6 protein-coding genes are annotated in these 5,989 nt (G+C 64.2%); 1 reads left to right on the top strand and 5 read right to left on the bottom strand.

What is annotated here, in order from left to right; all coding sequences use genetic code 11:
* Positions 1–49 precede the first annotated feature (49 nt).
* On the top strand, positions 50–676 hold the full coding sequence (locus tag ACODSO_RS28870) for a DUF305 domain-containing protein (RefSeq protein WP_063216979.1): 627 nt from the start codon (positions 50–52) through the stop codon (positions 674–676).
* Positions 677–786: 110 nt separating this feature from the next.
* On the opposite strand, the gene ACODSO_RS28865 is transcribed toward ACODSO_RS28870, so the two are convergent.
* The 5 genes from ACODSO_RS28865 to ACODSO_RS28845 form a co-directional block, all read right to left on the bottom strand.
* Positions 787–2,982: a heavy metal translocating P-type ATPase gene (locus ACODSO_RS28865; protein ID WP_094653166.1), complete on the bottom strand. Its 2,196-nt coding sequence runs from the start codon at positions 2,980–2,982 to the stop codon at positions 787–789.
* 34 nt (positions 2,983–3,016) lie between these two features.
* Entirely contained in the window at positions 3,017–3,247 is a 231-nt protein-coding gene (locus ACODSO_RS28860) for a heavy-metal-associated domain-containing protein (RefSeq protein ID WP_063216977.1), read from the bottom strand.
* Between the two features lie 157 nt (positions 3,248–3,404).
* A complete protein-coding gene (locus ACODSO_RS28855; RefSeq protein ID WP_135047257.1) occupies positions 3,405–4,337 on the bottom strand; it encodes a site-specific integrase in 933 nt (310 codons plus the stop codon).
* The gene (locus tag ACODSO_RS28850) at positions 4,337–4,669 is read right to left on the bottom strand and encodes a helix-turn-helix domain-containing protein (protein ID WP_170945395.1); all 333 of its coding nucleotides are present in this window, start codon (positions 4,667–4,669) and stop codon (positions 4,337–4,339) included. The genes ACODSO_RS28855 and ACODSO_RS28850 overlap by 1 nt, the downstream gene beginning before the upstream one ends.
* A gap of 3 nt (positions 4,670–4,672) precedes the next feature.
* Positions 4,673–5,830 carry a tyrosine-type recombinase/integrase gene (locus tag ACODSO_RS28845; protein WP_207890896.1) on the bottom strand — a complete coding sequence of 386 codons (1,158 nt, stop codon included), beginning with the start codon at positions 5,828–5,830 and terminating at the stop codon, positions 4,673–4,675.
* Between the last annotated feature and the right edge of the window lie 159 nt (positions 5,831–5,989).

The raw sequence follows: 5,989 nt of genomic DNA, 5'->3' as shown, positions 1-5,989 counted from the left end.
GAACGACATCGAATCCTCTGTACTACTCACTCTTACAAGGAGTTTCCTCATGCGTACCAAAGTCATTGCCTCGATCGCTGCTGCCGCCGCGAGCGCGTTCCTCGTCGTCGGCTGTAGCGACAACGGGGCGGATTCGTCGATGGATGGCCATTCGATGGGATCGATGTCCTCGACGCCGGCATCGTCCGCGCCGGCGAGCTCGACGGCGCAGTTCAACGATGCCGACGTGATGTTCGCGCAGATGATGTACCCGCATCACGCGCAAGCAGTGGAGATGGCCGACTTGGCGGACGGCCGCACCGACAACCCGGAGGTCCTGTCGCTGGCATCGGCGATCGCCGCCGCGCAACAGCCCGAGATGGACCAGATGACGGCATGGCTGACCGAGTGGGGCCAGCCCATGCCCGACATGGACATGGGTGACATGGGCGGGATGGACCACAGCTCCGGCAGCGGCATGATGACCGCTCAGGACATGGACGCGTTGATGGTAGCGTCGGGACCGGAATTCGACCGCCAGTGGTTGACGATGATGATCGCCCACCACACCGGTGCCATCGAGATGGCCAACACCGAAATAGCGGACGGTTCCAATCCTGACGCCCTGGAGATGGCCCGCACCATCGTCGCGACTCAACAGCAGGAGATCGACACCATGCAGCGACTGCTCGGCTGACCTGGTCCGCTTCCCGAAACGATGGGCCGCATCCTCTCCGGCGGAGAGGGTGCGGCCCATCAGCGTGTTCCACAGTTGTCAGGGCTGTACTCCCGAGACGAGATCAACTCCTACAGTGCCGGTTCGCGCTGCGACGGAGCATTGGAAATCCCGTCGTTCACCGCTCCGGTGATGGTGTCGGGTGTGAGGTCGAGTCGACGCAGTAACTGCGCGTTCGCGGCGACGATGATCGTCGACAGCGACATCAGGATCGCGCCGATCGACATGGGCAGCACGAACCCGACCGGCGCGAGCACTCCTGCCGCAAGTGGGACTGAGATGAGGTTGTATCCCGCTGCCCACCAGAGGTTTTGCTTCATCTTCCGGTACGAGGCGCGCGAGAGTTCGATCACCGACAACACCGACCTCGGGTCGTCGCTGGCGAGGATCACTCCGGCCGACGCGATAGCAACGTCGGTACCCGCGCCGATAGCGATACCGACATCGGCCTGCGCGAGAGCCGGTGCGTCGTTGACTCCGTCACCGACCATCGCCACGGTGCGCCCTTCCTGTTGAAGTTCAGCAACGTTGTGGGACTTGTCTTCCGGTTTCACCCCCGCGAAGTAGCGGTCCACACCGAGCTCGGTGGCGACGGACTTCGCGACGGCTTCGGCATCACCGGTGATCATCACCACCGCGATTCCGCGCGCATGCAACGCGTCTACCGCAGTGCGTGATTCGGGCCGGATCTCGTCGGCGAGCGCAAGGGCACCGATCACAGCACCGTCGGCCAGGACGTGCAGGATGATCGCCCCGTCGCCGCGCCACCGGTCGGCGACAGCGAGTTCGGATCCGTTTTCCTGCTCGAGCAGCGCGGGCCCGCCGACCTGAATGCGGGTGCCGTCGACGTCCGCAGCGACCCCGACAGCGGGAGACGACTGAAAACCGGCTGCAGCCGGGACGGTCAGGTTCCGCGCGCGTGCGGCGCCGACGATGGCACGGGCGAGGGGATGTTCAGAGTCGGCTTCTGCGGCAGCGGCCAAAGCGAGGACCTCGTCGGCGGTGCGCCCGTCTGTCACCTCGATTGCGGTGACGGTGGGTTCACCCTTGGTGAGGGTGCCGGTCTTGTCGAAGAGCACGGTGTCCACCGTGCGCATTGTTTCGAGTGCGAGCCGGTCCTTGACCAGGACACCGCCGCGGGCTGCGCGTTCGGTGGCGATGGAGACCACCAGCGGGATCGCGAGTCCGAGGGCGTGGGGGCAGGCGATGACCAGCACGGTGATGGTGCGGATGACGGCGTCGTCGGGCATCCCGACCAGAGTCCACACAGCGGCGGTGATGATCGCGGCACCGAGAGCGAACCAGAACAGCCAACCGGCGGCCGTGTCGGCGATGCGCTGAGCGCGCGAGGTCGAGTTCTGGGCGTCGGCGACCAAGCGGCCGATGCCTGCGAGGGCGGTGTCCTCCCCGACTGCGGTGACCTGGACGCGCAGACCGGAGTCGGTGGCTACCGTGCCGGCGACAACTTGGTCGCCGTCGCTGCGGCGGACGGTGCGTGATTCGCCGGTGATCATGGACTCGTCCATGCTCGCCGATCCGGAGACGATGGTGCCGTCCGCCGGTACTCGGCCGCCGGGGCGCACGACGACGACATCACCGCGCTGCAGCTCGGCCGGGGACACCGGCACCACATCGTCGCCGTCGACGCGTTCGGCGGTGTCCGGGAGCAGCGCCGCCAGTGAGTCCAGAGCGGAGGTGGTCTGCGCGAGGGATCGCATTTCGATCCAGTGCCCGAGCAGCATGATCACGATCAGCAGCGCCAGTTCCCACCAGAAGTCGAGCTGATGATCGAGCAGGCCGAGGCTCGCGCCCATCGACGCAATGAATGCGACGGTGATCGCGAGGGCGATGAGCAGCATCATTCCCGGTGCACGGGAACGGATTTCGCTGACTGCGCCGGTGAGGAAGGGAGATCCGCCCCAGGCGTACATCACGGTGCCGAGCGTCGGCGAGACCCAGGCGATCCACGACGCGTCCGGCAGTGAGTATCCGAGAAGCATCGCAAACATGTTCGATGCCACGATCACCGGAACGGCGAGGACCAGCATGATCCAGAACAGACGACGGAACATGCCGACGTGATCGCCGTGACCGACGTGATCGCCGTGACCGGCATGGCCACCGTGCCCGGTATGCCCTGTGTGTCCTCCGTGTTCGGAGTGCTCGCCGTGTCCGGTGTGGCCTGCGCTGCGTTCGGACGTGTCGTGCCCCGACTGCGCGCCAGCTCTCTTAGCCGTTCCGACGTCAGAATGCGTGTGGTTGTTCATCGCGAAATACCTCTTCCTGCAACGACTTCAGCGGTTACGCGGTAGGCGAATCTGCGGTTTGCGGTTCGGCTGCGTATCCGGCATCGCGAACGGCGGCAATGACCCGGGCGTGGTCGGGCTCGCCGATGCTCGTCACCGTCAGCGTTCCTGCCGACGCTGATGCTTCGACCGTGTCGACCCCGACCACAGCACCGACTTCTTCCCGGACCGACGCTTCGCAGTGGCCGCAGGTCATGCCCGTGACTTTGTAGTGCGTGGTGATCATGTCGCGCTCCTCCGACTGTCTCTATACCCCCTAGGGGTATCTGGCTAACGTGTCAGACCATACCCCCTCCCCGTATGTTTCGGAAGGCCGTTGGCTGCGTCGAGCGGTTTACGAACCTGCGGCGACGACCGGTCCGTTGGCTGAACTTCGAATCGAGTCAGGGTGCAGTGGGGTCTACGTCGAATCGGCCAGGGTGCGCGGTCCTGACATAGCGCACCGCTGTGGTGGTGCCGATACCGAACACGGTCATCAGGGCAACCGGGTCGCCGCTGTGGGCGGCCTCGTCGAGGATGCGATCGACACGCAGTTCGCGGGCGGTGATGCCGAGGTCACGGAATGGGCGGGTGATGTAGTGGCGACTGCCCGGCAGCGCGGTAGGCGCAGTCACCCGGGTAATCAGCAAGTACGGATTCGTGCTCGTCGGCCACCGACGCTGACGGTAGATCAGCCAGTCGCGGAGCACCTCGGCGGTGAACTCGTCCAACCAGAACGTGTGGCGGGTGTGTGGCCGGGTGACGGTTGCTCGTCCTGCCGAACGGTCGAGATGGTCGAGTCGGAAGCCGATGACCTCTTCGATCGTCAGCGCGTGGACCGCGACGAGCGCCAGAATCACCCGGTCATCGGGCCTGGTCAGCTGATCGAAGAGCCCATGTACGCGATCGGATCGTAACGGTCTGAGGATCCTGCGGGTGTACCGACCAGCGACCTCTCGGGCAGGGTCGGCGAAGATGCGACGTTCGCGTTTGAGTCCGCGAAAGAGCGACCTCAGGGCCGTGTGCACGTTATGTCTCGACTGCCCTGAGTGACGGCTGAGAGCGCGCTCGATGTCGACAGTATCGACAGATCGCAGACTTTGGTGTGTCTCAGCCCATTCCTGCAAGACCGGTAGCGCGAAATTGAGATAGAGGGCAATCGTCACTGCCGTCAACGGTCTGGATTTACGTCGACCGCGGCCGCCCAGCGCAGTGACCCACGCCTGCACGTCGTCACGGAACTGCGCGGGTGTCTGCTCGATCATCCGTATCGTGCGCTCGGTGTGCCGGGCGGCATTGCGTGCCGCCACCCCATCGGCAGGGTTTCGTCCCGACATCAGTTGGGAGGTGGAACGCGGCGGGCTCCGCGCTTCCGGGCCCCGGCAGTGGGTGCGGCAGGGCCCGACCGATCGCCGATTGCGCGTGCTGGAGCTGCGTCGAGATCCGCGTCGTGAACAGCTTCCGCCAGCATCAGATCACCGACAGTGCAGTTCAACGCCGCACAGATCTTGTCCAGGTCATCGAGTCGGATCGTGATCGGCGCCGAAGACCACAGGGCCGCAGTCTTGCTCAATGACGGATGGAAGTCGACCTGCTCGAATGCTTTGAGCAGCTGCGTCGGACGCCAGATGTCGCGTTGCGCCGCAACCATGCGCAAATTCCATTTCATCTTCTAATTCTCCGTACTCAAGCGCCGCACGGCGCGTTGTGTCGACTCGATGACGGACCGTTCCGGGTCGGCTCCTGCCGACGCCAGATAGCCCACAGTGGTGCTTGCCCATTCGTGACCGAGCATCTTCTGCACATCCCACAAGGGCATTCCTCGTTGGTAGTTGTGGGTAGCGCAGGCATGACGCAACAGATGGGGGTAGAGCTCGCGCACCGGGCCGTTGAGGTGATGGTGCGATGCAGCTTTGAGATTGCGGCGAAATGTCGAGGGTTGAATGGCGGGTGCAACGGCGAGGTTGAGCGCCGCGACGGCGGTCGGCAAGCGTTCCGATGGCCACAACGGTGCGCCCGCGTCGGTCGGGTCGTCGCAGAACTCGCCCCGGACCTGCTCGAGATACCACCACAGCAGCTCTCTCCCCTCTTCGAAGAGAAAAGCTTGCCGTTCGCGTGGACCCGATCCGCGGGCACCCTTACCCACGACGACGAAGCGGCCCCACTGTCCCGCTTCCCAATGGATGTCGCCGATCTTCACCGCACACAGCTCCGACGCCCGCACACCGGACAAGTACGCAATCTTCGCCATGGTGTAGTCGCGTGCGCTCACGTGGTACTTGCGAGAGCGTGGCAGGGCGTCTCTCCAGTCGGCAAAGAACGCTGTCATCGCTCGTCGAGTGGGAGGAATCCGCAGCGCGAAATCACCCCTGTGCCTCGGCCGGTTGAACGGGTCGACCGGTGACTCGACACCGACGCCGAACGCTCGGAGCAGCTCGCCAGCGTAGCGGTGCTCGAGGAATCGGTAGTAGTTGTCGATCTGAACTGTCTTTTTCCGGATGGTCGCGTGACTGCGTTTGCCGGGACCGGCGAAGTACTGATCGAACTGCTGCTGGGTCAATCGCCATGGCACGCAATCGAAGTAATCGCATATCTCGATCACGGGATACATGATTCTCTGCAGCGTCGCGGGGCTCAGACCCGCCACATCTCTGGCCCATCCGTATTCGACCAGCGTGTTACGGAAGAAGTCGTGTTCGTCGTCCCCCGACGCCGACGCCAGCCGCTGCAGCGATTCGACGTCCGCAAGTTCCCCGCTGCCGACCCCCGCGGCACTCGATGCGCCGTCGGCAGCGATGCGCTGCTGCCGACGAGTAGCGAAATCTGACACGAACAGTGAACTTATGCGAGGAACTCGCAGAATCCACGAGTAACTGATGAAATTTGAGCGACCACGGAATGAAGAAGAATCGTTGCTCTGACCAGGAACCCTGGGCTCACACCGGTTCCTGGCAGCCGATCAAACCCGCGCGGACTCCAGTGGATGCCG

This window comes from Rhodococcus sp. FG69 (genome assembly GCF_057808915.1).
Note: the sequence above shows the minus strand (reverse complement) of the source record. Positions and strands in the feature narration are given on the sequence as shown.